This window comes from Flagellimonas oceanensis, assembly GCF_003992595.1.
Taxonomy (GTDB): domain Bacteria; phylum Bacteroidota; class Bacteroidia; order Flavobacteriales; family Flavobacteriaceae; genus Flagellimonas; species Flagellimonas oceanensis.
This window is the reverse complement of sequence record NZ_RZNA01000017.1, coordinates 51,576-75,176: the sequence shown is the minus strand read 5'-3', so window position 1 is coordinate 75,176 and position 23,601 is coordinate 51,576. Positions and strand designations below refer to the sequence as shown.

At 44.6% G+C, this 23,601-nt stretch carries 24 protein-coding genes; 17 read left to right on the top strand and 7 right to left on the bottom strand.

Features of this window, described 5'->3' with window-relative positions:
* Positions 1–6 precede the first annotated feature (6 nt).
* Positions 7–3,153 carry an efflux RND transporter permease subunit gene (locus EO132_RS05075; RefSeq protein WP_127136889.1) on the top strand — a complete coding sequence of 1,049 codons (3,147 nt, stop codon included), beginning with the start codon at positions 7–9 and terminating at the stop codon, positions 3,151–3,153.
* 108 nt (positions 3,154–3,261) lie between these two features.
* On the opposite strand, the gene EO132_RS05070 is transcribed toward EO132_RS05075, so the two are convergent.
* Positions 3,262–4,050 (bottom strand): 3-keto-disaccharide hydrolase, encoded by a 789-nt coding sequence (locus EO132_RS05070; RefSeq protein ID WP_127136888.1) that lies wholly within the window; start codon positions 4,048–4,050, stop codon positions 3,262–3,264.
* Positions 4,051–4,255: 205 nt separating this feature from the next.
* On the opposite strand from EO132_RS05070, the gene EO132_RS05065 reads away from it, so the two are divergent.
* Both EO132_RS05065 and EO132_RS05060 read left to right on the top strand, forming a co-directional pair.
* A complete protein-coding gene (locus EO132_RS05065) occupies positions 4,256–5,098 on the top strand; it encodes an ATP cone domain-containing protein (RefSeq protein WP_127136887.1) in 843 nt (280 codons plus the stop codon).
* Between the two features lie 6 nt (positions 5,099–5,104).
* Positions 5,105–6,475 (top strand): MBL fold metallo-hydrolase RNA specificity domain-containing protein, encoded by a 1,371-nt coding sequence (locus EO132_RS05060; RefSeq protein WP_127136886.1) that lies wholly within the window; start codon positions 5,105–5,107, stop codon positions 6,473–6,475.
* Between the two features lie 13 nt (positions 6,476–6,488).
* Here EO132_RS05060 and upp read toward each other — a convergent pair whose 3' ends face one another.
* Entirely contained in the window at positions 6,489–7,142 is a 654-nt protein-coding gene (gene upp / locus EO132_RS05055; RefSeq protein WP_127136885.1) for a uracil phosphoribosyltransferase, read from the bottom strand.
* 179 nt (positions 7,143–7,321) lie between these two features.
* On the opposite strand from upp, the gene EO132_RS05050 reads away from it, so the two are divergent.
* The 3 genes from EO132_RS05050 (at position 7,322) to EO132_RS05040 (ending at position 9,517) form a co-directional block, all read left to right on the top strand.
* Positions 7,322–8,236 carry a DnaJ C-terminal domain-containing protein gene (locus tag EO132_RS05050; protein ID WP_127136884.1) on the top strand — a complete coding sequence of 305 codons (915 nt, stop codon included), beginning with the start codon at positions 7,322–7,324 and terminating at the stop codon, positions 8,234–8,236.
* A 6-nt stretch (positions 8,237–8,242) separates the two neighbouring features.
* Complete coding sequence (locus EO132_RS05045) at positions 8,243–8,533, top strand: chaperone modulator CbpM (RefSeq protein WP_127136883.1); 291 nt, start codon at positions 8,243–8,245, stop codon at positions 8,531–8,533.
* 162 nt (positions 8,534–8,695) lie between these two features.
* A complete protein-coding gene (locus tag EO132_RS05040; protein ID WP_127136882.1) occupies positions 8,696–9,517 on the top strand; it encodes a universal stress protein in 822 nt (273 codons plus the stop codon).
* On the opposite strand, the gene EO132_RS05035 is transcribed toward EO132_RS05040, so the two are convergent.
* Complete coding sequence (locus tag EO132_RS05035; protein ID WP_127136881.1) at positions 9,518–9,925, bottom strand: hypothetical protein; 408 nt, start codon at positions 9,923–9,925, stop codon at positions 9,518–9,520.
* 86 nt (positions 9,926–10,011) lie between these two features.
* Here EO132_RS05035 and EO132_RS05030 point away from each other — a divergent pair, with 86 nt between their 5' ends.
* The 11 genes from EO132_RS05030 (at position 10,012) to EO132_RS04980 (ending at position 19,169) form a co-directional block, all read left to right on the top strand.
* Positions 10,012–11,547: a sensor histidine kinase gene (locus EO132_RS05030; RefSeq protein ID WP_313781224.1), complete on the top strand. Its 1,536-nt coding sequence runs from the start codon at positions 10,012–10,014 to the stop codon at positions 11,545–11,547.
* Complete coding sequence (locus EO132_RS05025) at positions 11,519–12,568, top strand: response regulator (protein ID WP_127136880.1); 1,050 nt, start codon at positions 11,519–11,521, stop codon at positions 12,566–12,568. The genes EO132_RS05030 and EO132_RS05025 overlap by 29 nt, the downstream gene beginning before the upstream one ends.
* 88 nt (positions 12,569–12,656) lie before the next feature.
* Positions 12,657–13,493 (top strand): universal stress protein, encoded by an 837-nt coding sequence (locus EO132_RS05020; protein ID WP_127136879.1) that lies wholly within the window; start codon positions 12,657–12,659, stop codon positions 13,491–13,493.
* 128 nt (positions 13,494–13,621) lie between these two features.
* Complete coding sequence (locus tag EO132_RS05015) at positions 13,622–14,464, top strand: universal stress protein (RefSeq protein ID WP_127136878.1); 843 nt, start codon at positions 13,622–13,624, stop codon at positions 14,462–14,464.
* 9 nt (positions 14,465–14,473) lie between these two features.
* Positions 14,474–15,289: a universal stress protein gene (locus tag EO132_RS05010; protein ID WP_127136877.1), complete on the top strand. Its 816-nt coding sequence runs from the start codon at positions 14,474–14,476 to the stop codon at positions 15,287–15,289.
* 58 nt (positions 15,290–15,347) lie between these two features.
* Positions 15,348–16,199 carry a universal stress protein gene (locus tag EO132_RS05005; RefSeq protein ID WP_127136876.1) on the top strand — a complete coding sequence of 284 codons (852 nt, stop codon included), beginning with the start codon at positions 15,348–15,350 and terminating at the stop codon, positions 16,197–16,199.
* 13 nt (positions 16,200–16,212) lie between these two features.
* Complete coding sequence (locus tag EO132_RS05000) at positions 16,213–16,641, top strand: hypothetical protein (protein WP_127136875.1); 429 nt, start codon at positions 16,213–16,215, stop codon at positions 16,639–16,641.
* Between the two features lie 108 nt (positions 16,642–16,749).
* The gene (locus EO132_RS04995; RefSeq protein WP_205780315.1) at positions 16,750–17,127 is read left to right on the top strand and encodes a hypothetical protein; all 378 of its coding nucleotides are present in this window, start codon (positions 16,750–16,752) and stop codon (positions 17,125–17,127) included.
* Between the two features lie 79 nt (positions 17,128–17,206).
* Positions 17,207–17,647: an Hsp20/alpha crystallin family protein gene (locus EO132_RS04990; protein ID WP_127136873.1), complete on the top strand. Its 441-nt coding sequence runs from the start codon at positions 17,207–17,209 to the stop codon at positions 17,645–17,647.
* Between the two features lie 49 nt (positions 17,648–17,696).
* Entirely contained in the window at positions 17,697–18,140 is a 444-nt protein-coding gene (locus EO132_RS04985; RefSeq protein WP_127136872.1) for a hypothetical protein, read from the top strand.
* A gap of 21 nt (positions 18,141–18,161) precedes the next feature.
* Positions 18,162–19,169: a 2-hydroxyacid dehydrogenase gene (locus tag EO132_RS04980; protein WP_127136871.1), complete on the top strand. Its 1,008-nt coding sequence runs from the start codon at positions 18,162–18,164 to the stop codon at positions 19,167–19,169.
* On the opposite strand, the gene cls is transcribed toward EO132_RS04980, so the two are convergent.
* The 4 genes from cls to EO132_RS04960 form a co-directional block, all read right to left on the bottom strand.
* Complete coding sequence (gene cls, locus EO132_RS04975) at positions 19,164–20,570, bottom strand: cardiolipin synthase (protein WP_235856380.1); 1,407 nt, start codon at positions 20,568–20,570, stop codon at positions 19,164–19,166. The genes EO132_RS04980 and cls overlap by 6 nt on opposite strands.
* Positions 20,571–20,687: 117 nt before the next feature.
* The gene (locus EO132_RS04970; RefSeq protein ID WP_127136869.1) at positions 20,688–22,016 is read right to left on the bottom strand and encodes an MBL fold metallo-hydrolase; all 1,329 of its coding nucleotides are present in this window, start codon (positions 22,014–22,016) and stop codon (positions 20,688–20,690) included.
* Positions 22,017–22,075: 59 nt separating this feature from the next.
* Positions 22,076–22,735: a peroxiredoxin gene (locus EO132_RS04965; RefSeq protein WP_127136868.1), complete on the bottom strand. Its 660-nt coding sequence runs from the start codon at positions 22,733–22,735 to the stop codon at positions 22,076–22,078.
* A 138-nt stretch (positions 22,736–22,873) separates the two neighbouring features.
* On the bottom strand, positions 22,874–23,554 hold the full coding sequence (locus EO132_RS04960) for an aspartate/glutamate racemase family protein (RefSeq protein ID WP_127136867.1): 681 nt from the start codon (positions 23,552–23,554) through the stop codon (positions 22,874–22,876).
* Positions 23,555–23,601: the final 47 nt, after the last annotated feature.

Here is a 23,601-nt window from a genome sequence, read left to right as displayed (position 1 = left end):
AATGCTATGATGGAGGAAAAGGATTCGGATAAAAAAGTGAGAAAAGAAGGGGCCATTGGTTATATGGCCAGAAATTCCATTGCCACCAATTTATTGATGCTGATACTTTTGGGAGGAGGTATTTTTACCATGTACACCATCCAAAAGGAGGTATTCCCAGAATTCCAGCTTGATTTTGTGGACGTTTCCGTGGCCTACCCGGGAGCATCGCCTGCAGAGGTGGAACAAGGTGTGCTTCAACCTGTGGAGGAAGCGGTCCGGAGTGTGCAAGGGATCAAAGAGATTGTTTCCCAAGCCAATGAAGGTTCGGCCGAGGTCAGTATTGAACTAGTGGCAGGTTCCGAACGTATGAAGGCTTTTCAGGATATCGATCAGGCCATCAACCGTATCCGAACATTTCCCGATGATATCGAACGACCCGAGGTAAGCCTACGATCGCGACAGCGGGATGTACTTCAAATCGGCCTTTATGGAAAAGCGGATATTTGGACACTTCGGATACTTGCCGAACGTTTACGTACCATTTTATTGAGCAATCCAGCAATAACCCAAGTAGAGCTCAATAACGTGCCAGATTACGAGACCAGAATCGAAATCACGAGAAACAATCTCCAAAAATATAACCTGACCCTTGGGCAGGTAGCCGATATTATCCGTCAAAGTAGTAATGATGTTCCCGCAGGAGCCGTACAAACCCAGAGCGGGGAGATTTTGCTTCGGATGAAGGAACGAAAACAATGGGCGGACGAGTATGGAAACATTACCATCGTTTCAGCTCCATCCGGAGCCAAGGTCAGTCTTAGCGATATTGCCACCATTACCGATGATTTCGTGGAAACTGGTTTTCATGGACAATTCAACCAACAAAACTATGTGGAGCTCCAGATTTTTAGGATAGGGGATCAATCGCCTATGGAAATTGAGGATGTGGCCATGGGTATATTGGAAGATTTTCAACTGCCGCCGGGAGTCAATTTCCGTACGGATAGCAATAGGGCATCCGACTATCGTGAGCGATTGTCCTTGCTTACTGAAAATGGAGTTTTGGCCATTATCATCGTATTGTTGATTCTTACACTTTTCTTGGAGTACCGTCTTGCATTTTGGGTTATGATGGGAATGACCGTTTCCTTTATTGGAGGAATCATTTTCCTACCGCTTATCGGAATTAGCGTTAACATGATCTCCATGTTCGGGTTCTTGGTGGTGCTCGGTATCGTTGTGGACGATGCCATTGTGGTCGGGGAAAATGTGTACGAATACCGAAAAAAGGGATTAAGTCCCATAAAAGCTGCTATTGCGGGCACTAAGGATGTTTCACTGCCCGTTGTTTTCAGTATTACCACAACAATCATTGCATTTGTCCCCTTACTTTTCATGCCTGGGGAAACAGGTAAGTTTTGGCAGCCTTTGCCCGCTGTGGTTATTGTGATATTGGCTGTGTCGCTCTTGGAAGCATTGTTTATTTTGCCTTCTCATTTGGCCCATTTAAAAAAGGACCCGAGCAAAAATAAATGGGTACATAAACTGGAAGGCTGGCAAAGTTCCTTCGCCAATAAATTCAATGAGTTTGTGGACAGACGCTACCGTCCGCTATTGGACAAATGTCTCAAGCATCGCTATATTACCTTGTCCAGCGCGATTGCTTTGTTGTTGATTGTGGGGGGATATGGTTACAGTGGACACATGGGAATGATCATGATGCCCGAAGTGGCTGCCGATGAAATAGAGGCTGGGGTGCGTTTGCCCGTGGGCACTACGCCCGACCAAGCCGCCAAGGTGGCCCATGATATATCCGATGCTACCCAGAGAATGTTTGAAGAACATAATCTGTACGAGGTTGCGGAGGGGATTAAAACGAATGTTCGGGGGCAGAACTTCATCGATGTGGAAATTGTGATGTTACCGCCGGACCAAAGGGATATTACCGCAGGGGAGGTCATTGCGCTATGGCGTGACAATATTGGCGATATTGAAGGAGTGGACCAAATCACTTTTGAAGCGGAACGTGGACCTGGTGGTGCACGTCAGGCCATTAGTATTGATTTGAGCCATAACGACATCAATGTGTTGGAAAAGGCAAGTACGGCCTTTGTGGAGCGAATGGAAGCTTTTTCCAATACGCGTGACGTTACGGATAATTACAACAAAGGAAAATTACAATACGACTTTAAACTCTTGCCGCAGGGAAGAAATCTTGGCCTGACTTCCAATGAAGTGGGGAGACAAGTACGGAACGGATTTTTTGGGGCCTTGGCCATGCGGCAGCTCCGCGGTATGGATGAAATTGAAGTCCGTGTAAAGCTCCCCATGAAAGAACGGAAGGACATTCAAAATCTTGAAAATTTCTTGATTCGTACCCAGGACGGGGTGGAAGTTCCCCTGATGGATGTGGTCGAGGTACAACAACGTGAAGCATTTACCAGCATTAACCGTAGGGATGGTCGAAGAGTGGTCAATGTTGGTATGGACGTGGAGCCTGCCAATTCCGTGAACAGGGTAATCGCCAAGGTGCAGGAAGAGACATTGCCCCAACTAAGGGCGGATTTTCCAGGGATAACTTGGACGTTTGAAGGAAGTCAGGCAGATATGCGGGAAAGTACCAGTACGCTACGGGCAGGTTTTGCCATAGCCATGCTTTTGATCTATGCGCTCTTGGCCATTGCCTTTGGCAGTTATGTGCAACCCTTGATCGTGATGACGGCAATCCCATTTGGAATCGTAGGTGCTGTAATCGGACATATATTATTGGGCTACGATCTTTCCTTGGTAAGTTTGATGGGGGTCATAGCACTATCCGGTGTGGTGGTCAACGATTCCCTGATCATGATAGACTATGCCAATAAACGGCGAAAGGAGGGTGACCCCATCTACAAATCCATCCACGAAGCCGGGTTGCGGAGGTTCCGTCCCATTATTTTAACGACCATGACCACCTTTGGAGGTTTGGCACCCATCATTTTGGAGACTTCCAGTCAGGCCTTCTATTTGATTCCGATGGCGATTTCACTGGGATTCGGTATTGTGTTCGCTACAGCGATCATATTGGTTATCGTACCCTGCCTATATTTGGTTTTGGAAGATGCTAGATTGGCCATTCAAAAAGGAAGGACCGTAAAGAAAGTGGATGTTTCAGGGAATGCCGTTTCATGATTCGCAAAACAGGTTTACATTGTTTATTGGAGCTTTATGGTGAAATACGAAGTTGGCATATACGGATGATTTATCCATCAAGCCCTTCATTTTAGATGGGTTGAACAATCACTCATCCAGTTTCATCAACTCAATTTTCCTGAATTCAACGGGATGACCCTCTGCCTGAAGTGCAATATAACCTTCACTGATTACCCTTGAATGACCATTTTCCATGAGTTCACGGGCAAATTCATCAGTGTCGTCATATTGTGGTTTGGCGTATTCCATGACTATCCGGTCATTGATTTTATGAATGATTCTTTCGCTTCCGTGTACTTCAATTTCCATTTTTACCCAACTGGCATCGTTAATGGCCGGGTAGTCGGAATTGGTGCAATGTTGTATGATCAGACTATCGTTCATGACAACGTGGGTTCCAGCGGTGCATACATTGCCCGTGAACCGTTCGGTGTTACCATTGCCACCGAGTAGTTGGGCCTCGACAGCCACCAGCAATGTTTGGTCAAGGGGCAGTTCGGAAGGATGGGGCGAATGGATTTTGACCCCACTGTTTTTATAGCCCCAAGATGATGCGCCCGCTACCGTCTCTCCGACAAAGCGGTATTCCAATCGCAACCTGTAACTCGAAAGTTTTTCCTGATAGAAAATATGACCGAAGTTGTTGTCAAACTCTTCGTAGGCATCATAATTGACCACTAACTTGCCATCTTTGGCCTGAAAGGTGTTCAGGTAATTTTCCCCGTATTTTTGACCTGTGAACTTTGGGGACCATCCCTTTAGATTTTCGCCATTAAAAATGGATATCCATTCATTGTCTTTTTGCTGCTTACAGGAATAGGTCAAAATGAGCACCATCATTATGGTCGTGTAAAACCAACTTTTATTTTTTATCATACTTGTGAGTTGCGGTTATCTAACTGTATTGGAATATCTATCCAGCTACCGTTATTGCACATGAATATTCATAAATATAGGTGTTTTCAATTTATCTTTTTTCCGCTTCGGATATCCAGTCCAAAACCTTGCGGACTGTAAATCGAACAAGCGCTAAAATGATATAATATTTCTAAAAGTTACATTTCGTATGTAAATTAGTGGTATGGCAACCAAGCATTTCCATATTACCAAGTCAACAGGGGAAAAAGTGGATTTTTCCATGGAAAAACTAAAAAGCTCCCTTCAGTTCAGTGGAGCTTCAGAAGAAATGGTGGAGGAGATTGTGCAACGTGTCCAAGACGAACTTTATCCTGGCATTTCCACTAGGGAAATCTACAATCGGGCCTTCGCCCTTTTGAAGAAGAAGGAATCGGTCTACGCATCCAAGTACAAATTGAAAAAGGCCATCTACGAATTGGGCCCAACAGGCTTCCCCTTTGAAAAGTTCATCAGTGGGATTCTGCATTACTCAGGATATGAGACCAAAGTGGGGGAGATACTGGAGGGTACATGCGTATCCCATGAAATTGATGTATTGGCCACAAAAAACGGCACCCTGAATATCATTGAATGCAAATTCCATGGGGAGGACGGACTCAAATGCAATGTGAAAGTCCCATTGTACATCAATTCAAGGTACAAGGATGTCAAGCCCCCTTTGGATTCAAAAAATGATAAAAATTTTAATCGAACAGTTGGGTGGGTGGTCACCAATACACGATTTACCCAAGATGCCCTCGAATACGGCAAGTGTGCGGGACTGTACCTTTTAAGTTGGGATTATCCGCATGGGGATGGACTCAAGGAACGGATTGACCGATTGCGGCTCTACCCAATAACGGTCTCCACGCTCTTGTCCGGCAGGGAAAAGGATTTCCTGTTGGAACGGGACATTGTTTTGTGCAGACAGTTGATGAAAAACAACTTCTTGCTCGACCATTTAGGGGTCTCCAATGGCAGAAAGCAACGAATCTTAAAGGAAATGAAATCACTTTGCAATTCTTAGATACTCATGAAAAAATTGAACATCCATTTTTTTGGTGCTTCGGGAACCGTGACCGGATCAAAATATTATTTGGAGACCGAGGAGGTCAAAATCATGGTGGACTGTGGTTTGTTCCAAGGCCTAAAGGACTTGCGGGAGCACAACTGGGAACGTTTGCCCGTGGATGTGTCTGAAATGGATTATGTGCTGCTTACCCATGGTCATTTGGACCATTGCGGCTATATACCGCTGTTGGTGCGACATGGATTTCGGGGTAAAATTTTGGGAACAGCGCCCACGCTCGAAATCGCAAGGATCATTCTGGAGGACAGCGCCAAGATACAGGAAGAGGAAGCGAAGAGGGCCAATGAGGGGCATTATAGCAAACATGACCCCGCTCTTCCCTTGTACACCGAAGAGGACGCAGCTTTTGCATTGAAGTTTTTTGAGCAGATAGAAGAAGGTAAAGCGGTTGTGCTTTCCGATAATTGCTCAGCAACATTTTTGTACAACGGACATATTATCGGTTCCACTTATATCGAAATGGACCTTTATGGAAAACGATTGGTGTTCTCGGGGGATGTGGGACGCCAACAGGACGAATTGCTCAATCCTCCGAAACAACCCGAATGGGCGGATTATCTGTTTGTGGAGAGCACCTATGGGGACAGGTTGCACCCAGAGGAGGATGTGGAGCACATCTTGACGGAGCTCGTGAAGGAAACCTTGCAGAAAAAGGGAACCTTGATCATCCCCTCATTTGCCGTGGAACGCTTGCAGTCCTTAATGTATCAATTGTGGAAACTGTACAGAATGAACAGGATTCCGAACATTCCCATTTTTGTGGACAGCCCCATGGGAAACAATGTCTTGGAAGTGTTCGAGGAATTTCCAAGTTGGCACAAACTTACTTTGGAGGAATACCACAATATGTGCAATCATATTTCAATCGTGAGTTCATATGCCGAAACTTGGGAGACCATTGATGACCCACGACCCAAAATTGTGATTGCAGGCAGTGGCATGGTCACAGGGGGACGGGTGCTTACCTATATCAAGCAATTGGGGGATTTGGAATCGACTTCCATCCTGCTCGTTGGATTCCAAGCGGAAGAGACCCGGGGCCGAAAACTGCTCGAAGGGGCCACGGAACTTAAAATTTACGGAAAGTACATATCTATCAAGGCCAAAGTACATCATTTGGAGAGTTTATCCGCCCATGCGGACCAAGCGGAACTGTTGACATGGATGGGTTCCATAAAAAACGTTCCCGAAAAAGTCTTTTTGGTCCACGGGGAAAGGTCTGCAATGGATGTTTATAGGGAAAGAATCCATGAGAAATTCGGGTGGAACTGTCATATCCCCGAAATGTACGAAGTGGTTGAAATTCCATTGTAAGGGGAGCGGGGCGTTACAGTTTGATACCATAGCTCAAATCCCCTGCGTCGCCCAGTCCGGGCACGATATATCCTTTGCTTGTCAGTTCATCATCAACAGCGGCAATCCACAGTTGGGTGTCCTTTGGAAAATCCCGTTCCACCTTGGCTACCCCGGACTTGGAACCGATGACGGATATAATATGGATTTGTTTGGGCGTTCCATGGCTCTTTAGGGCATCAAGTACATTTTCCAAGGTTTTTCCCGTGGCCAACATCGGGTCTGTCAACACTAAAACCTTACCATCAAGGGAAGGAGCGGCAAAGTATTTCACGATGACCTCAAAGGCATCGTCGTTGTTGGGATGGTGTCGGTATGCCGAGATGAAGGCGTTTTCGGCCCCATCAAAATAACCCAAGATCCCATGGTGGAGCGGAAGTCCCGCCCTGAGTACCGAACACAGCACCAATTTGTCCGAACACAGAAAGGATTTTTTGGTGCCCAAAGGTGTTTGAACGGTCTTTGCCCCATACACCAATGTCTTGCTCATTTCGTAGGCCAAAACCTCGCCAATGCGTTCAATGTTCCGCCGGAAACGCATGGAGTCCTGTTGAATTTCCACGTCCCTGATCTCTGAAATAAAAGTATTGAGGATGGAATTGGTCTGGTCAAACTGATGGATGATCATGGCGTCGGGAATTGATTTTTCTTAAAGGTAAATGTTGTTGGGAACATATGAAAATGAAAATCCCGACTCAAAAGACTTGTTTGGACACTGATAATGGTCATTGGAATAAAAGAAGATTTTTAGCGAAATTTGAATGAGTCAATTAAGGGAAACGAAATTTAAGATTACGGTACGGACCTATGGATTTTATCGATTATTACAGCGTATTGGGGGTGGACAAAAAAGCATCCACCGACCAAATAAAAAAAGCCTATCGCAAGCTAGCACGAAAGTACCATCCCGACCTGAATCCCAACGATCAGGAGGCGGAAAAAAATTTCAAGCGGGTCAATGAGGCCAACGAAGTGCTTTCAGATCCGGAAAAAAGGAAAAAATACGATGAGTATGGAAAGGACTGGCAACACGCTGAGGAATTTGAAAAGGCCAAACGATCCCGGGCCCAACAGGGGCATGCCCGCGATTATTCGGGCTATACCTACAGCCGTTCCGGAGGCTCTGCCCAGGATTTTTCAGACTTTTTTGAGTCCATGTTCGGTGGAGGCGGCTCTGGGTTCGGAGCCAGCGGACAGCGGGTACGATTTAGGGGACAGGATTACAATGCACAGCTTCAATTGTCCCTGATGGATGTGTACACCACCCAAAAACAAACACTCACGGTAAATGGGAAGAACATCCGCTTGACCATTCCCGCGGGTATCGAGGATGGGCAGACCATCAAAATCAAAGGGCATGGGGGGGCTGGCATTGAGGGTGGACCCGCGGGCGACCTCTACATTACCTTTTCCATAGTTAACAATACAGCATTCAAACGGGACGGTGCCAACCTATATAAAACGGTCGAGATTCCATTGGTAAAAGCAGTGCTGGGAGGCGAAATACAAGTGGATACCTTAACAGGAAAAGTGAAGTTGAAAGTGGCACCGGGTACGGACAACGGCACCAAGGTGAAACTCAAGGGTAAGGGGTTCCCTAAATACAAGAAAGAAGGGCAGTTCGGCGATTTGTACCTTACCTATACCGTGAAAATACCCAAGAAATTGACCCCAGAGCAGCAATCGTTATTTGAATCCTTGGAAAAAACCAACCTACTATAAAGAGACATGAAACAGGAAAACTACATATCGGTAAAGACTTTTTGTGAACGCCATGGGGTTGGGGAATCTTTTGTGTACGCTATGTACGAGTATGAGATTCTGCAAGTGGAGTACCAGGAAGAGAAGGGGCGACTTCATGTGGAAGACCTTCCCCTTCTGGAAAAAATGGTGCGTTTGCACAACGAATTGGATATCAATCCCGAAGGGATTCAGGCCATCCATCATCTTTTGACGCAAGTGGAAAACTTACAGCAAGAGGTGGCATCCCTAAAAAAGAAACTGGATGCACTGGAATGATCATTGCCGTTTTTGACATGACCAAGATCATAGGAATCGAGACATCCCCGTTTTATTTTTAGGGAAAACATTAATGATCATAATGGTTTTGGAAATGGAGCTTTGGAAACAGCCATTTCCTGTGAAAAGGATAAAGACCATTTTGTTTTAATACTGGATGTCATGAAAAAAATATTGGTACCCGTCGATTTCTCAGCCTATTCCGAATATGCCTTGGAAGTTGCTGCCATATTGGCCAAGCAACACGGGGCAGGTATTGTTTTGTTGCATATGATCGGTATGTCCGATTCCATATTGGCGAACTCGGAAATTGCCGAAGAAGCTGAGGCCAAATATTTTTTGAAACTGGCCAAGGAAAAAATCAAGGAATTTACGAAAAGGCAATATCTTCAAAATGTCGCTGTGTCCACTATCATTCAAAATTACAAGGATTTCGGTGAGGTAAACCAAGTGGCTAAAGAACAAAATTGTGACCTGGTCGTCATGGGCTCCCATGGAACCAGTGGCTTCAGTGACCTGTTCGTGGGTTCCAACACGGAAAAAGTGGTTCGCTCCTCTGAACTGCCCGTGATCGTCATCAAAAAACCGCACAAGGATTTTACCATCAACAAAATGGTCATGGCCTGTGACCTTGGCAAGGAGTGCATTCCGGTTTATCGGAAGGCCAAAACGTATGCTGAGTTGTTCTCGGCTTCCTTGGAGGTTGTTTACATCAATTCAGCTGGCGCCAATTTTATGGGGCATGATGATGTGGAGAAAAGAATGGAATCCTTTAAAGGGGAAATCGGTAAAGATGTCAAAGTGGATTTTTACAACCACCACAGTGTGGAACGTGGTATCTTGAACTATTGTTTTGAGAAGGATGCCGATTTATTGGTCATCCCAACCCATGGACGCAAAGGCTTGGCACATTTCGTTGTGGGCAGTTTGGCGGAAAATGTATCCAATCACGCAAAGATGCCCGTGATGACCATCAAACTTTGATTATTTTTCGAAGAGTAACTGTAGACGTCCCAACAAAATCAATTCGGACTTATTGCTGCCAGCAAACGATGCGGCAATGGCCCTTGATGTGGACATGGCCAGCTGTTTCACTTTTGAGGTGAAAAGAAGTTTATGGTCCATGTAAAAAGCTTCGAATTCCTCATAGAATTCCTCACTGTCCTTCTCGTAGTCCAATAGCCAATCGAAAACAGTGATGATCTGAAAAGCGGCATCAGTGCCGTATTCGTCCTCGATATCATCAATCTCCAACCAATGGTCACGAACCACTTCGTTGAGCTTTTCCATTTCCTTCATATGTATACTGTGGTCTGCCATGGCCATGGCATAGAATAATTTACCCAGATTTTGGTAAAATTCGTTTCCAAGGTCTTTTTTAGAATCCAACATTTTCTTAAATTTTAGTGCTAAAACCTAAATATAGTCATGTAAAAACTTTCCTCCCATGACCAAGATCAGTAAATTTATATATTGTTTTGGAACTATTTGAAAAAAGTAATGTGCTCAGTATGTTATCGGAGGTCATCTCCGAAGGAATCCTTGTGGTCGATGAACAGCAGCTCATTACCGCCAGTAATTCCACTACCAATACCCTGTTCGGTTATGAAGACGATGAACTCATCGGCCAACCTATGCGGATTTTACTGCCTCAAAAGGTAAGGGACCATCATTCGGGATTGGCGCAAAACTTCATGCATGAGGGAAAGGCCAGACAAATGGGCAAGGGCAGGGACCTGGTAGGGCGCCGTAAAGATGGAGGGGAATTCCCTTTGGAAATAAGCCTCAATCCTTTCAAATTGCGCAAGAAAAAATATGTTTTGGCCCTGATCATGGATGTGACGGAGCAAAAAAAGGCAGAAGAAGCGATGGAGCACTGGTTTCGGATTTTTGACGAAACCTTGAATGAAATCTATGTTTTCGATGCGGAATCACTTGTTTTCATCAATGTGAACAAGGGTGCCCAACACAATTTGGGATATACCATAGAGGAGCTGCGTCAAATGTTGGTGTTGGACATCAAACCAGAGCTCAGCGAGGAAGTGTTTACCAGATTGGTCTCCCCCTTGATGTCCGGCAAAAAGGAGAAAGTGGTCTTTGAATCCGTGCATCAACGGAAAGATGGCACCACATACCCAGTGGAGGTACACCTTCAACTTTCCTTTTTGGGAAAACAAAGGGTGTTCGTTGCCATTGTACTGGACATCACGGAGCGTAAAAACTATACACAACAACTGGAGAACAAGGTAGAGGAACGTACACAGCAGTTGCAGCAGGCCCTTCAAGCGGAGAAAAAACTGAATGAGCTGAAGACCAAGTTTTTGTCTTTGGTATCACATGAGTTCAAGACACCCTTGTCCAGTATATTGACTTCAACTTCCCTGCTGAAAAAATATACGGAATCTGAACAACAGGATAAAAGGGACAAGCATATCGGGACCATTAAGTCCAAGGTCAAATACTTGGACAATATCCTGACTGATTTTTTGTCCATAGAACGATTGGACCTGGGGAAGGTAAAGTACAACATTACCTCGTTTCCCTTGAGCAAATTGATCAATGAAGTTGTTTACGATGCCAATACCTTGCTCAAAGAGGGACAGCGAATCAAATACCCAGAGAACATTGATGGGATAACCGTGGAGTTTGATGAGAAGATCATGGGCCTGGCCCTGTCCAATTTGGTGCACAATGCCATTAAATACTCCCCAGAGGATACGGAAATTGAACTTTCGGTATCAGAGAGGAACGGACGACTCCACATTGATATAATCGACAAAGGGTTGGGCATACCCCCAGAGGACCAACCTTTTATTTTTGACAGATATTTCAGGGCCAGTAATGTGCTCACGGTGCAGGGAACGGGTATTGGACTGAATATCGTAAGACAGCATTTACACAACCTCGATTCCAATGTGACCTTTAAAAGTGAACATGGGAAAGGATCCACATTCACACTGTATATACCAATAAATAACAAGGAAAATGAAGAAAATCTTACTGGTGGAGGATGATAATTCCCTACGGGAAAATGTTGCGGAACTGTTGGAATTGTCCGGTTTTGATGTATCTGCGGCGTCCAATGGAAAGATAGCGGTACAGAAAGCGATCAAAGAACATCCGGACTTGGTCCTGTGTGATATCATGATGCCGGAAATGGATGGTTACGAAGTATTGGAACAGCTCTCATCCGTTGAGGCTACCCGTTATATCCCTTTTATCTTTATATCGGCCAAAACCGAAAGACAGGATGTACGAAGGGGGATGAACCTTGGGGCCGATGATTACTTGACCAAGCCATTTGAAGAGGAAGAACTTTTGTCGGCCATCCACTGCCGTTTGGAAAAGGCCGAACAGATGGAGACCGCATTGGCGGAACACCCGTCAAAAGGACCTGGAGAACCCGAAATACGTTCGCTCAACGAACTCAAGAATTTTTTTGATGACCATGGCGAGGCATTGTCCTTCAAAAAGGATGAGACCATTTATTCCAAAGGGGACCATTCCAATATGGTGTACCTGATATTAAAGGGGGTTGTGAAAAGTTGTGGATTGGATGAGGAGGGAAAAGAACTCATAACATCCGTATATTCCGAAGATGATTTTTTGGGATTTACCTCTTTGACGGACCATATGCCGTACCAAGAATATGCATTGGCGATGGAAGATGTGGAACTGGCCGGAATCTCCAAGGAAAAGGTAAAGGGAATCCTGGAAGACAACAAAAGTGTTTCCTTGGAACTGATGGATGTCATAACCGGGGATCTGGCCAAAATAAAGAACCAATTGCTGCAAATGGCCTATAGTTCGGTGCGGAAAAAAACGGCACAGACCCTTTTGATGTTCTGTAAGGCAGTGAATAGGGACAAACAGGGGCCCTTGAAAATTGCCCGAAGCGATTTGGCCGGGGTTGCGGGCATTGCGACCGAAAGTCTTATCAGAACCCTTTCCGATTTTAAAAACGAAGGCCTTATTGCCATCGAAAACAGGAATATCATGGTCCTTGACAAGGAGGCACTCCAACATGTTCACTAGAAAATATGGGTCGTAAATGGCGTAAGTGATATTTATCATTTGGTTTGACCTACCGAATGATAAAATTGCACCATCAATTTATGACCTAATGAAGAATGTTCTTGTCCCAACGGACTTTTCAGAAAATTCCATTCGGGCACTTAAGTATGCCGAGATGCTTTTCAGTGCAATGGAATGCAATTTCCACTTGCTGTACGTCGGTACCTTATTGGATACCAAGAATGATGCGGAATCCTTTCAGGAAACCACAGGGGAACCTTCGGAAAACACAAAGAAGAAATTGACCGATTTGGTCAAGCAGAGCAGAAAGCACAGTACTGAGGCCAATCACTTTTTTTTCGCCCTGCACGAATACGGCTTTTTCATCCCCACCATCAGAAAACACATCGAAGAACAAAACATCGACCTCATTGTCATGGGAACCAAAGGTGTTTCGGGACTCAAGGAGAAGGTGTTGGGGAGCAATGCCGGGGATGTCATTACCAAGGTGCAATGCAACACGCTTGTGGTCCCCATTGATGTTGAGCTGTCCAGACCAAGGGAAATAGCCTTTCCGACGGATTTCAATATTTTTTATTCGTTGAGGATTTTACGTCCCATGGAAGAAATGATCGGCTTGGGAAAATCCAAGTTCAGGGTCATGAATGCCTTAAAAGAAGGGGATAGCCTTAATGAAGAACAGGAAAAGAACAAGGAACACCTGTTGGACTTTTTGGAAGATACCTTCCCCGAGACCCATAGTTTTCACACCATTACCAATCAGAAAGTCAAGGCTGCCATCCAATGTTTTGTGGAGAGCAGGGATATCGATATGATGATCATGGTGGCCAAGAACCTGAACTTTATCCAACAAATCCTTTTTGATACCATAGTGGAGCAGATCAGCTTTCATACCAAAATCCCGTTCTACGTCATTCACGAGTGATGTGGGGTCATCTTGCTCCCTCCAAATACCGAAATACTTCGGTCCTTTTGTATATGTGATGTAAATCATAGTATAATTTTTATTCTGTGGATAGTTTTGTTAGTAGTAGGTTCTTAAATAACAGCGCTATGATCAGAGTAGTTTTGCCCACCGATTTTTCAGAAAATGCATTTCATGCCATTTCATATGCCGTGAAGTTATTGGAAAACTCCACCTGTGTATTCTATTTGGTACATGCCTATACACCTCCAGTGTACAGAGTGGATTATACCCTGGGAAGCCCAGGCCAATTGGGGCTACCGGACGATGAAAGATACAAGGCCGAAGAAGCATTGGAAAATACCCGAAAAAGAATCAAGGAACAGTTTCATGTATCCAAGCACACTTTTGTTACCCATGCGGCATTCAATTCCTTGGCGGATGAAATCGCTTCCATCGCCCAAAAGGAGAATGTGGATTTTATAGTCATGGGTACACAAGGAGCGACCGGGGCCAAGGAAATCCTATTTGGTTCCAATACGGTACATGTCATTCAGAAAACGGGAATACCTGTCTTGGCCGTGCCATCGGAATTTGAATTCCGACCACCGGAAAACATTCTTTTCCCTACCGATTATGAAGTGGATTACAATAAGGTCGATCTCGACTTTTTGCTCAAGTTTTCAAAACTCGAGCATTCCAAATTGCACATTATGCACGTAACATCCCCCGAAGGACTTGATTCCGACCAATTGGACCATAAATCATTTTTGGAGGGGAGGTTGCTGGAACACAACCACGAATTTCACGACCTGCCCGATCAGGATCTGATAGGGGCCATCAACCAATTCCAAAAGGCGGTCCCTGTCGAACTCCTGGCCATGGTAAAGAACAAGCATACGTTCTTGGAACGCATTTTTGTGGAACCCGTCATCAAAAACATAGGGCTCCACAGTAAAGTCCCCTTTTTAGTACTTCCGTATAATCCATAAAAAAAAGCCATGTTACAGATTCTAGTGCCCACCGATTTTTCGAACAACTCATACAATGCACTCCACTATGCCGCGCGCTTGTTCAAGGAGAAAGAATGCACATTTCATATCGTGAATGTGTGCAGTAACGAAAACGATGCTGATAGGGAGAAGGCCAAGGTGGCTTCCTTGGAAAGTTTGGAGGCTTTGGTGCACCGTTTGGTCAGGGATGTTGGGGCGAACAATGACCACACTTTCACCAAGGTATCCCTGTGTTCCGATATGACCAAGGGTGTTGCCGGTTATGCAAAGGAACACAAGGTGGACCTCACGGTAATCGGAAACAAAGCAAAAGAAGAGATAAAACACATACTCTTTGGGAACAATGCCATGCAATTGGTAAGGGAGTTGACAAGTTGTCCCGTACTGATCGTTCCATTGGAGATCGATTTTAAAAGAGTGGATAAAATCGCGTTCACTTCCAATTACGCAAATCCGATTGCAGCGGAGAATATCAGGGCCCTTCGGTTTTTTGGCGATCTGATGGGCAGTGTTATCGTGCCCATGGGCATCGAGGAAGAAAACGTAGCGGAAGTCAATAGAAGGAACAAGGCCGATTTTCTGGCCAGCATGGAGAAAAAAGCTTCCAAAGAAGTCAAACTGCCCATTTTCGATGGTAAAGCGAACACCATTCTGGAATTTGTTGATCTCTGGAGTATAGATATGCTTTGCATGGTCTATTATCCACATCATTTTTTCTTGGAGTTTATCGGTAAGGGAATCATCAAGGAACTCAACACCAAACTGAAAGTGCCATTTTTGATTTTGCCCAATACACCAAATTGACCAAAATCATGGCATAGGATGTTGAGGTACCGTAACTTTCATTAAAACAAAAAGCATCATGGACAAGAGAGTGTTGTTACCCACGGATTATTCCAAGAACGCATTGAACGCCATTAGATATGCCATGGAGCTATTCAGTAATGAGCGATGCGAGTTCTATATCCTCAACGTTTTCCATATTTCCGGATATACGTTGGACAGTATGCGGGTACCCGAAACAGGGGAGCCGTATTACGAAGCTGCAAAAAAGGAATCTGAAGAAGGGATGGAGCGATTGATGCAAATGATCCAACTGCACCCACAAAATGACAAGCACCGATTCCATACCATTACTACCTTCAATAGTTTGACGGAGGCCATTAAGATTTTGGTCGATAAAAAGGACATCGATATCATTGTCATGGGCACCAAAGGAATCACGGAGTCCAGGGCTCGAATTTTCGGGACCAATACCGTCAAGGTAATGGAGCGCATTAAAGAGTGTCCCGTGATAGCCGTACCCAGCCATTATATGTTCGAAATACCAAGGGAAATTGTTTTTCCCACCGATTATAGAACCCCTTTCAAGAAAAAGGAAATTGGGGATTTGATAGCGATGGCCAAACTACATGATGCGAAGATCAATGTGGTGCACATCGATAAGGACAAAGATGGAAAACTCAGCCGAAAAGAAACGGCGAACAAGGAATTGTTGAAGGAAATTCTTCAGGGCACGGACTATGAAATGCATTTTTTGCCTGCCGATGGAATCAGTGATGGTATCAATACATTCATAGAAGAGCACAATTGCCAAATGGTCGCTTTCTTGAACCGAAAACACCTGTTCTTCGGAAGCATCCTTTCAAACCCTTTGGTAAAAAAGATAGGGTACGACCCACAAGTGCCCATTTTGGAACTGAATGATAACTAAAAAAGATGGAATTATGAAGCGAGTAGGAGTATGGTTGGACAAGCAAGTGGCCAAGGGCGTCATATTGAACAATGGAAAGGAACGTCTTTTCAACATTCCTTCGGAATTGGACTTTTTCAATCCCAAGGGAGGGGCACGGTCCAAAACCAAATGGGGCCCCCAGGATGTGGTTCAGGACAGCAAATATCTGGAACGTGAAAAACACCAACTGAAAAATTATTTTGGAAAAATAGCGGAAGAAATTTCAGATGCGGAGCAGATAGCCATTTTCGGGCCTGCGGAAGCCCCTGAAAAATTTGTAGAGGAATTGAAAAAGAACCATCCCCGATTGGCGGCCAAGGTAACCTCCACCAAAACCGTGGACAGTATGACCCAGAACCAGTTCAAAGCATTGGTGAAACAATCCTTTGGAATGGATGATCGATATCCGGAAACCTCCTAATGGATCTGAGCAACATGATGTAGATCATTTCACAGTAACCGACCAAACCTTACATTCATTAACGATTTAAAGTACCCAGTGATGGTAAGGGAGAGAAAAATAGGGGTAATGCACGATGAACTTCAGGATTGGAAATCCTATTTGCTGTTCATCGAAGATGAAATGGCCTTTATCCAAAGGTTGCTCGACTCCTATGTCTTTGAGCCAAGGACCCCAAAACTGTTCGAACGGTCGGAAAACTTCAAACAGCATTTCAATAGCTCCAAACAAGACAGGAAATCACTCTCGGAATCCATCAAGATGCATGAAAATGGGCTTGGGGGCATTTTTGAATGTGTCCAAGACGAATGCGATGCCCATTATTACGATAAGCACCAGAACCTAAAGGACAAGGTAACGGACTACATCAAATCCTACATCAAACTCAAAAAAGAGGTCTACAATTATGCAGGGGCGGTGCTCAAGAAAAAGAAACCATTGAGCTGACGGGCTGTTTTTGATACTACAAACACGGTTCTTGTCGGATTGTCACATACATATTCATTAATCAGTAAATTAAGTAGTTATGTCACTCGTAAAGTTGGATGGAAAGCGATTTCCATGGAATGAAAGACTGATTGATTTTTTCAATCGAGATGCGTTTGTTGATGATGATTTTTTCAATTTGGAAAAAACCCACCCATCAATGAACGTTAAAGAACACAAAGATGATTTTGAAATTGAATTTGCCGCACCAGGTTTTGAAAAAAAGGATTTCGAAATCACTATGAAAGATGATGTATTGGAGGTTTCTGCCCATAAACGCAAGGAAGAGACCGAGGAGGACGAGAACTTCACACGAAGGGAGTTCAACTACAATGCATTCACGAGGACCTTGCAATTGCCGGCTTCCGTTGATCGATCAAAAGAGGTTAAGGCGGTTTACGAAAATGGTATTCTTAAGCTCAAAGTCCTGAAAATGGAAGAAGCCAAGGAAAACCATAAAAAGGTGATCGAGGTCGTGTAACAAAATCCGCGGCAGATGCACTCCATCTGCCGCATAAAACAACAGAGTCATGGAAACAAAATCAAGCAAAAGAAAGTTCAGGGAGTGGTTCAGTGCCGATGAGTTGCACGAAGAATCCAAAAAATGGTCCTCGGAATTGAAATTTGCCAGGGACGAGCAAAAATTCCTGAACCATATGGTAAAGGACTACACATTGGATATTATCGACTCCGATATGTTCAAGGATGTACAGCCCGTTGTGGATGCACTGAACACATTGGAAAAGGATTTGGTGGACCTCTTTAAAAAAGTGCAATTGCACGAGAACCAACTACAGATCATGGTGGATGAGATCGATCAAGAGAAAATGGAGGAGGCTTACTTGGACACCCATAGTGATTTGGGTAAGGAGGTGGAAGATTACTTTGTGAAGTACAGGGATGCCAAGACCAAGATGTTCGGTATGATATCGAATGTGATCAAGCGTAAAAAACAAAAGCGATTGTTGAACTAAAATTATTTAGAAACAAGATATATGAAAGTACTGGTGTACAGCGCCAAGGATTTTGAGATTAAGAATCTGGAAAAATCCAACGGTGGCAAACATAAAATGAAATTCGTGCCCGAAGCCCTCAACGCAACAACTGCGGTCATGGCGGCCGGGTACGATGCCATATCCATTTTTTCAAATGACGATGCCTCTTTGGTGGTCCTCGAAATACTTCAGGAACTCGGGGTAAAATACATTACCCTAAGGGCAACGGGATACAACAATGTAAGTGTCAAGTCCGCCAAACGAATTGGACTAAAGGTCGGGTATGCCCCTGAATATTCCCCCCATGCCATAGCTGAGCATGCTGTGGGGTTATTGTTGGCCCTGAACCGGAAATTGATCAAGGCCCATGCCCAAGTCCAAGAGCATAATTTTTTGTTGGATGAATTGGTGGGCTTTGATTTGAACGGAAAGACCGTTGGTATCGTGGGAACGGGTAGAATCGGTTCCATTTTGGTAAGGATATTCCATGCTTTCGGTTGCAAGGTCGTGGCCAATGATGTGAAACGAAACCCCTATTTGGAGAATCATTACGATTTGGAATATCTTCCCTTGGAAGAACTTTGCAGAAAGTCCGATGTCGTCAGCATAAACACTCCCCTTAATTATGAAACCCATCACTTGTTCCATGAACCCTTGTTGATGGCCATGAAGCAGGGTGCCCTGTTGATCAATACGGCAAGAGGGGGAATCGTGAAAACGGAAGATATCATCAGTGCATTGAAAAGCGGACAGCTTGGTGGCTATGCCACGGATGTGTACGAGTATGAAAGAGGTGTGTTCTTCATGGACAACAGCAGGACAGGGCTGAAGGATGAACTCTTAAAGGAACTCATCGAATTGCCCAATGTGCTCTTGACCCCCCATCAGGCCTTTGCCACCAAGGAAGCCCTTGAACGGATCGCGGAGACCACCATTTACAATTTGGATTGTTGGGAGGAGGATAAAACATGTAAGAACGAATTGGGCTTTGAGACCGTGACACTATAATAGCGGACTCAACAATTTAGCAAAGCCCTCGATCAATTTTTTGACCCAAGGCCGTTCCTTGTATTTTTTATAATCGCCCAGTACAATGGATTTTTGACAATCCTTTAAAAAATCAGATTTCATTTGCTGGCAGAGCTCACTGTCATAGACAAAAGCTTGGGCCTCATAGTTCTGTTGCAGACTTCTGTTGTCGAGATTTGCGGTTCCGATACTGGCGATCTCATCATCGCACAGCATTACCTTACTGTGCAAAAAACCATCATGGTAGAGGTATATCTTGATTCCGGCTTTCAAATATGATTCAAAATAAGCCCGTACACACCAATCCACCAGTTTGATATCGGTACTGGAGGACATCAGGATTCTGACATCCACTCCGCTCAAGGCGGCCGTCATCAAAGCCTGTAAGATAGCGTGGTTCGGAATGATGTAGGGGTTTACGATATAGAGGTATTTTTCAGCACTGTTGATGATGGAGAAATAGACCTGTTCCATCACGTCGAAATCATCGTCCGGACCGCTGGGCACTATTTGGAGCGAGGTGTCTTTTTGAGGCGTGCCATATATCTTGAAAGCCGAAATATCCACCTTGTTCCCACTGGCCAGAAACCAGTCGGTCACAAATATTCGGTTCAAAAAATCAACTGCTTCGCCCTCGATCTTCAAATGGGTGTCGTGCCACTTGCCCAGTGCAGGGTCGCCCTTTAAGTACTTATCGGAAATGTTAATGCCTCCCGTAAACCCTATTTTATTGTCGATGACAATGATCTTCCTATGGTTACGGTAGTTGAGGGCGGTAAGGAACCTACCGAACCTAAAGGGAAGGAACTGGGCGGTTTCCACTCCCATGTTTTTAAGTTTCCTTAGGTACTTTTTGCTCAATGAATAACTTCCGATACCATCGTATAAAAGTCGGACGGTCACTTTTTCGGCTATTTTACGTTCAAAAACCTCCAACAACTTATCGGCCAAGAGACCATCTTCAAAAATGTAGTATTGGAGATGGATGTGCTCTTTGGCCTCTTCCAGGGCCTCAAAAATACTTTCAAAAGTGTTCTTTCCATCTTTCAATAACTCCAGATCGTTATGGCAGGTAACTGGGCAAGTAGAGGTTTTTTGGATAAGGGCGGTTATTTTTTGTTTGTTTACCGAAATATCCGGGGAGCAGGCCACGCTCTCAAGTTTGTTGAGGGGCCCAAACTGATTCTTTAAGGAGAACATCTTGCTTTTCCTTCGGTTTCGCCCGAACAGGATGTACAGAAGAACCCCTGCCACGGGAATGGTAAAGATGGCCAATAGCCATGCCAAGGTCTTACTGGGCCTAACCCCGTTCAATAAAAGGCTTATGACCATGCCCAGGGCAATCAAAATATAAAGCGTTATCAGAATAGGTATTAGCATGCTTCTTTTTTGATACCGATTGAAATCGATCTACAAGTTAAGGAAAGTAATCGGTGCCCAATGGGATTTCGAAGGTTCTGAACCAAAAAAGCCCCTCTTTGAAAGAAGGGCTGTTCCTTAGATAAAGTCGTTGATATTTTCCCCAAGGTCGTAGACCTGTGCATTTTCACTGGCACTTTCAATGATGCTACTGCCAGCGGCACTGCGGTAACCGCCCGCGCAGTGTACGATAATGGGCTTGTTGTGCGGTATTTGTGATAGGGAGGACCTAAGGTCGTTTAAGGGGATGGTCAGCGCATTTTCAAAGAACTTGGCCTCGGCCACCTCACTTTGGTTCCGTATATCCACAACGGTATAATTATTTGGGTTGTTCTTGAAATCGCTGAGGTCCAATTTATTGCTTTGGACCAAGGCGGTCTTGTCCAAGGTCAAAACGGACTTGAGTTGCTGTTCATACCCTATTTTGGCCACGCGGCCCAATATTTTTTCCGCATCCCATGGTTTGTCCACCACAAGGACAAAAGGTTCTTCGGGTTGGACAATGGCCCCCAACCAAGTCTCAAATTTTGAATCTTCGGACACTGCCATGATATTGATGCTTCCGGGCAAGTGCCCTTTCTTGAACTCGATTTGGTCCCTGACATCCACGATCAAGCCATCTGTGGTCGCATTCAACCTCAAGGGCACTTTGGCTATGGCTGGTCTCAGGTTTTCCGGACCTATTCTGTTGGTGTCCACGTCAAACCCAAAATAGGATGGGATAAAGGGTTGACTGTCCAAAAGGGTCTGGACAAACTCTTCTTTGGATTGTGGTTTAAAGGCCCAGTTGCCCATCCTTTCGTTGCCCAAAGTACTGCTGTTGTCGGAACTCAGGTTTTTTCCACATAGCGAACCAGCTCCATGTGCCGGATAAACCAAGGCCCCATCGGGTAGCTTATCGAATTTGTTTTGGATGGTGTCATACAACATCTCGGCCAATTCTTGGCGTTTGGCGGTCATATTGCCCGCTTTTTCGCGTAGATCGGGTCGCCCTACATCACCGATAAAAAGGGTGTCTCCAGTGAAGAGTGCTGTTTTACCATCTTTCTCGGCCACGATGGTTATGCTGTCAGGGGAGTGTCCTGGGGTATTCAGGGCGGAGACCTTTATGTCCCCGATGATGATATGCTGTCCTTCATCAAAAGGTTGGTACCTGTAATCGGCACCTAAATCCTTACTGTGATAGATTTCAGCTCCGGTTTCTTTGTGAATCTGCAGGTGGGAACTCACAAAATCGGCATGTGGATGCGTTTCAATGACCGCCGTTATCCTAGCTTCGTGCTCCTGTGCATACGCATAGTACTGCATGGGATCCCTTTCTGGATCTATAACGGCCATTTCACCGTTGTCCACAATGGCATAGGAGTAGTGGGCCAAGGGTTTGTATTCAAACTGTTTTATTTCCATAAAATAGGGTTTGGAGAGGGCATCCCGTGATGAGGATGCCCCCATGTTCAACATTGTTTTTAGATTTCTTTCTTGGCAAGGTACCAATCGACCTTTTCCAAGGATTCATCTTCAATCCTTTCGTTTAATTCGTCCAAGGTTTTTGGAGGGGAAACAATTACTTTGTCCCCTTTTTTCCAATCCAACGGCATGGCCACTTTGTGCCTGTCCGAAGTTTGCAGTGCTTCCAAAGCCCTTAGGATCTCATCCATGTTCCTACCGACATTCAAGGGGTAGTACATGATCAATCTGATCTTTTTGGACGGATCGATAAAGAATACGGCCCTAACGGCAGCGGTTTCACTTTCGTTGGGCTGAAGCATTCCGTACAATTTGGATACTTTCATGTCCAGATCTGCGATTATCGGAAAATCGAAGTAGACGCCTGTGTTTTCCCTTACGTTCTGTACCCAACCCAGATGGGCATGGATGCTGTCGATGCTCAAACCGATAAGTTCCGTGTTGAGCGCATCGAACTCGGCTTTTCTTTGGGCAAACCCACTCATTTCCGTAGTACATACCGGGGTAAAGTCAGCAGGATGGGAGAACATTACGGTCCATTTGTCCTTCGCAAATTCGGAGAATTTTATCTTTCCTTTGGTGGTCACGGCCTCAAAATCAGGGGCCATGTCCCCAATGCGTGGCATTTGATTTACTTTTTCTGAATAAGAATTTTCCATAACACTATAAGTTATATTTATTGATTTTAATTACGATATAAAATTAACTTATAATAATTGTGTTCGCAGTAACGTAGGTTACACAGTAGGTGTTTAACGATTGTTTAACCAATCAACTGGAATTGCATCAAGTTACCATTAACTGAAGATAAAGTCAACCGCCATTTGGGCATGTAGATCCGTGGTGGCCAAGGTGGGAATATCCACATCCTGTTGTTTGATGAGTAACGGGAGTTCCGTACATCCAAGGATGACCCCATCAGCACCTTGTCCATAAAGGAATTGAATCTGTTCTATGAAAAAATTTTTCGCTTCTTCTGAAAAAACACCTTGGGTCAGTTCATTGGAAACATATCCGTGTGCCTTGGGGATGGCATTCGCTTTGGGAATTATGGTGGCTATGTCGTAATTCTTCTTTAATATCTTGGGGATGAAGTCTCCTGTCATGGTCGGCTTGTTTCCCAACAACCCTAGTTTTTTGAGCCCTAGTCTTTTGGCTTCTGTCCCGGTGGCATCCGCAATGTGCAATATGGGAATGTTGATTTTGGGTTGTACATGTTCGTAGACCATATGGGGCGTATTTGCACAAATGACAATGGCTTCCGCCCCGGCAGTTTGAAGTTTTGTTGCAGTGTCCAAATATTTTGCGTTGATTTTCTCCTTGTTCTGTTCCCGCATCAATTCAATATTGATACTGTGTATGATGAGTGGGGGATTGGCCCCGTTACCGATTTTTTTCGATGCCAATTGATTGATGAGTTGGTAATACACTATGGTCGAATGCCAGGAAGTACCCCCGATCATTCCCAAGGTTTTCATGTTTTCAGTCATTTGTTTTGAAAAATTAAAAGAGATGTTGTAACAAT

What these genes read in the sequence shown, in the direction of transcription:
- EO132_RS05075 (WP_127136889.1), top strand. Translation starts at nt 7, where the DNA reads ATGATGGAGGAAAAGGATTCGGATAAAAAAGTGAGAAAAGAAGGGGCC.
- EO132_RS05070 (WP_127136888.1), bottom strand. Translation starts at nt 4,050, where the DNA reads ATGATAAAAAATAAAAGTTGGTTTTACACGACCATAATGATGGTGCTC.
- EO132_RS05065 (WP_127136887.1), top strand. Translation starts at nt 4,256, where the DNA reads ATGGCAACCAAGCATTTCCATATTACCAAGTCAACAGGGGAAAAAGTG.
- EO132_RS05060 (WP_127136886.1), top strand. Translation starts at nt 5,105, where the DNA reads ATGAAAAAATTGAACATCCATTTTTTTGGTGCTTCGGGAACCGTGACC.
- upp (WP_127136885.1), bottom strand. Translation starts at nt 7,142, where the DNA reads ATGATCATCCATCAGTTTGACCAGACCAATTCCATCCTCAATACTTTT.
- EO132_RS05050 (WP_127136884.1), top strand. Translation starts at nt 7,322, where the DNA reads ATGGATTTTATCGATTATTACAGCGTATTGGGGGTGGACAAAAAAGCA.
- EO132_RS05045 (WP_127136883.1), top strand. Translation starts at nt 8,243, where the DNA reads ATGAAACAGGAAAACTACATATCGGTAAAGACTTTTTGTGAACGCCAT.
- EO132_RS05040 (WP_127136882.1), top strand. Translation starts at nt 8,696, where the DNA reads ATGAAAAAAATATTGGTACCCGTCGATTTCTCAGCCTATTCCGAATAT.
- EO132_RS05035 (WP_127136881.1), bottom strand. Translation starts at nt 9,925, where the DNA reads ATGTTGGATTCTAAAAAAGACCTTGGAAACGAATTTTACCAAAATCTG.
- EO132_RS05025 (WP_127136880.1), top strand. Translation starts at nt 11,519, where the DNA reads ATGAAGAAAATCTTACTGGTGGAGGATGATAATTCCCTACGGGAAAAT.
- EO132_RS05020 (WP_127136879.1), top strand. Translation starts at nt 12,657, where the DNA reads ATGAAGAATGTTCTTGTCCCAACGGACTTTTCAGAAAATTCCATTCGG.
- EO132_RS05015 (WP_127136878.1), top strand. Translation starts at nt 13,622, where the DNA reads ATGATCAGAGTAGTTTTGCCCACCGATTTTTCAGAAAATGCATTTCAT.
- EO132_RS05010 (WP_127136877.1), top strand. Translation starts at nt 14,474, where the DNA reads ATGTTACAGATTCTAGTGCCCACCGATTTTTCGAACAACTCATACAAT.
- EO132_RS05005 (WP_127136876.1), top strand. Translation starts at nt 15,348, where the DNA reads ATGGACAAGAGAGTGTTGTTACCCACGGATTATTCCAAGAACGCATTG.
- EO132_RS05000 (WP_127136875.1), top strand. Translation starts at nt 16,213, where the DNA reads ATGAAGCGAGTAGGAGTATGGTTGGACAAGCAAGTGGCCAAGGGCGTC.
- EO132_RS04995 (WP_205780315.1), top strand. Translation starts at nt 16,750, where the DNA reads ATGCACGATGAACTTCAGGATTGGAAATCCTATTTGCTGTTCATCGAA.
- EO132_RS04990 (WP_127136873.1), top strand. Translation starts at nt 17,207, where the DNA reads ATGTCACTCGTAAAGTTGGATGGAAAGCGATTTCCATGGAATGAAAGA.
- EO132_RS04985 (WP_127136872.1), top strand. Translation starts at nt 17,697, where the DNA reads ATGGAAACAAAATCAAGCAAAAGAAAGTTCAGGGAGTGGTTCAGTGCC.
- EO132_RS04980 (WP_127136871.1), top strand. Translation starts at nt 18,162, where the DNA reads ATGAAAGTACTGGTGTACAGCGCCAAGGATTTTGAGATTAAGAATCTG.
- cls (WP_235856380.1), bottom strand. Translation starts at nt 20,570, where the DNA reads ATGCTAATACCTATTCTGATAACGCTTTATATTTTGATTGCCCTGGGC.
- EO132_RS04970 (WP_127136869.1), bottom strand. Translation starts at nt 22,016, where the DNA reads ATGGAAATAAAACAGTTTGAATACAAACCCTTGGCCCACTACTCCTAT.
- EO132_RS04965 (WP_127136868.1), bottom strand. Translation starts at nt 22,735, where the DNA reads ATGGAAAATTCTTATTCAGAAAAAGTAAATCAAATGCCACGCATTGGG.
- EO132_RS04960 (WP_127136867.1), bottom strand. Translation starts at nt 23,554, where the DNA reads ATGAAAACCTTGGGAATGATCGGGGGTACTTCCTGGCATTCGACCATA.